The organism is Burkholderiales bacterium, assembly GCA_013695435.1.
Taxonomy (GTDB): domain Bacteria; phylum Pseudomonadota; class Gammaproteobacteria; order Burkholderiales; family JACMKV01; genus JACMKV01.
The window spans coordinates 1-2,344 of record JACDAM010000281.1 but is presented as its reverse complement, the minus strand read 5'-3'; the positions used below and the strand labels follow the sequence as shown (position 1 = coordinate 2,344).

At 56.0% G+C, this 2,344-nt stretch carries 2 protein-coding genes; both read left to right on the top strand.

Going from position 1 to position 2,344, the window contains the following annotated elements; all coding sequences use genetic code 11:
* A partial coding sequence (locus tag H0V78_13820; protein MBA2352814.1) for an N-6 DNA methylase occupies positions 1–1,715 on the top strand: 1,715 nt, incomplete at its 5' end.
* Positions 1,708–2,344 (top strand): SAM-dependent methyltransferase (locus H0V78_13815; protein MBA2352813.1); only part of this gene is annotated, 637 nt, incomplete at its 3' end. The genes H0V78_13820 and H0V78_13815, both read left to right, overlap by 8 nt.

The following is a 2,344-nucleotide window of genomic DNA, read 5'->3' as shown; positions in this document are numbered from 1 at the left end:
AGCGGAAAAAGCACGGTCAATTTTATACCCGCGTAGAGGTGGTCGATCTCATCAACAGCTTTGCCATCCGTACCGGCGAGGAAAAAGTCATGGATCCCGCATGCGGCGGCGGTACTTTCCTCGTGCGTGCCTATGCGCGCAAGCGCGAACTGGCGCACGGCCGGCGGCACGCGCAGTTGTTATCCGATCTGTACGGCGTGGACGTCTCGCCGTTCGCAACCCAACTGACGACGATCAATCTTGCGACCCGTGAACTGATCGCGGAAGAAAATTATCCGCAGATCGCCCGCTCCGATTTCTTCGATGTCGATCCGCACAAGACCTTTCTCAGCTTGCCTCGACCGATCAAAGCAGCGGGGCTCGGTCCCGCGCAGCAGCGCGCCGTGGAAATTCCGCAACTCGATGCAATGATCGCCAATCCGCCTTATGTGCGCCAGGAGGACATTCCCAAGGCAAAGGCAAAGTCGGCGAGAGACGCCAGGCCGCCCCGTGCTACCAAGGAGTTCTACCAGTGGCTAATAAAAAAAGAAGACGGCGGCGAGCTTTCCGGGCGCAGCGACCTGCACTGCTATTTCTGGCCGCATGCTGCCAGCATGTTGAAGGACGATGGCTGGCTTTGCTTTCTGACTTCGAGTCAATGGCTGGACGTTGAATATGGCTTCCGCTTACAAGGCTGGCTACTGGCGAATTTCGAGATCGCCGCCGTTTTTGAAAGCATCGACGAGCCGTGGTTCATCGGCGCGCGCGTCGCAACCGCAGTAACTATTTTGCGTAAACAACGCGACGAAAAGAAGCGCATGGAAAACGTGGTGCGTTTCGTGCAATTGCGCCGTCCCATGCGGGAGATCCTTGCCCACGACGGCACCACGGTCGGGGCGATGAATGCGGCCGATAGTTTCCGCGATGAAGTTCTTGCGCTCACCGAAAACGTGAGTAACCAGCGTTATCGCGCCCGGTTGGTTCCCCAAGCCGACTTGTGGCGCGAGGGCGTGAAGCTCGGTGCGATCATCAAAGGCACAACTCCAGACGACAGCAAAGACAAGGCAGCAACGCAAACCGGCGAATATTACGGCGGCAAATGGGGCGTTTATTTGCGCGCCCCCGATCTTTGGTTCGATCTTCTGGAAAAATACGGCGGGCGCTTCGCGCCATTAGGTGCATTAGCTGAAATTCGCTTTGGCGTAAAAAGCGGCAAGGATTCATTCTTCTTCCCAAGGGATTGCAGCGCTGACTGCCTGACAAGAATCGCCGATGCCGCCGGCTTCGAGCGCGAGTATGGCGTGCCGCGTAAAGACATCGAGTTAGGCCGCGTGAAGCTCGTTCTATGTGGTGAGGAACGCGGCGAGATTCGTCCGCTGGAATCAAAATATCTGGAACCGGAAGTACATAGTTTGATGGAGATCGACGGCTTCACCGTCGCGCCGGAAGACTGCGCACGGATGATCTTGTTGGTGAACAAAAAGAAGTCCGCGCTCAAGGGGACTTATGCGCTCAAGTACCTCGAATGGGGGGGAGAAGCAGAACATCCACAAGTCGGAAACCTGCGCCGCGCGCATCACGGACGACCGCGAATGGTACGACCTGACCGACCATCGCCGCGCCCCTGTACTCTGGCCCAAGGAAAAGCAATATCGGCATATCGCTCCTGCCAATCCGAGCCATCTGATCGCAAATTGTCGACTCTACGAAATATACCCGCCCGATGCCATGGATGATCCATTCCTCTGGGGCGGTTTGCTCAACGCTACTCTGGTAATGCTGTCCTCATTCCAGTTTGGTCGCAGCATGGGTAATGAAGGCAATTGGAGCACAATGGTTGTGGATGTAAACCTTATGTTGGTGCCGGACCCCCGAGATGCAGACTCAAAAGCGCTTACGCGTGTTGCAAAAGCCTTCAATGAACTGAAAAAGCGGAAAGCCCTGCAATTCCTCTCAGAACGCCGCATGCGCGAAATGGCCTACCGAAGGGGCAGCAAAGAAGCGGCGCTGGAATCACTGTCTGATGTGTCTGAGCTTGAAATGCCGGACAGGCGCGAACTCGATGACGCGGTGCTGCAACTTATCGGCATCAAATCCAGGGCCGAGCGCAAGACCATGATCGATGCGCTTTACGCTTATCTGCGGGAGTTCTTCGAAGCAACGCGGCAGAAAGAAGAAAAAGCCATTGCCAACAAGAATACTTCCAAGCGACGCGCCGCAGCCTCGCCGAACGATATCGCCGATCAAATCTATCAGCAACTATCGGAGCACGAACCGCGCTGGCTGCGCCATTACGACCCCGATTTTGTCAGCTCCTATCGCGACTACATGGTTTATGAAACGCCGGATGACGGTGAGCCAATGC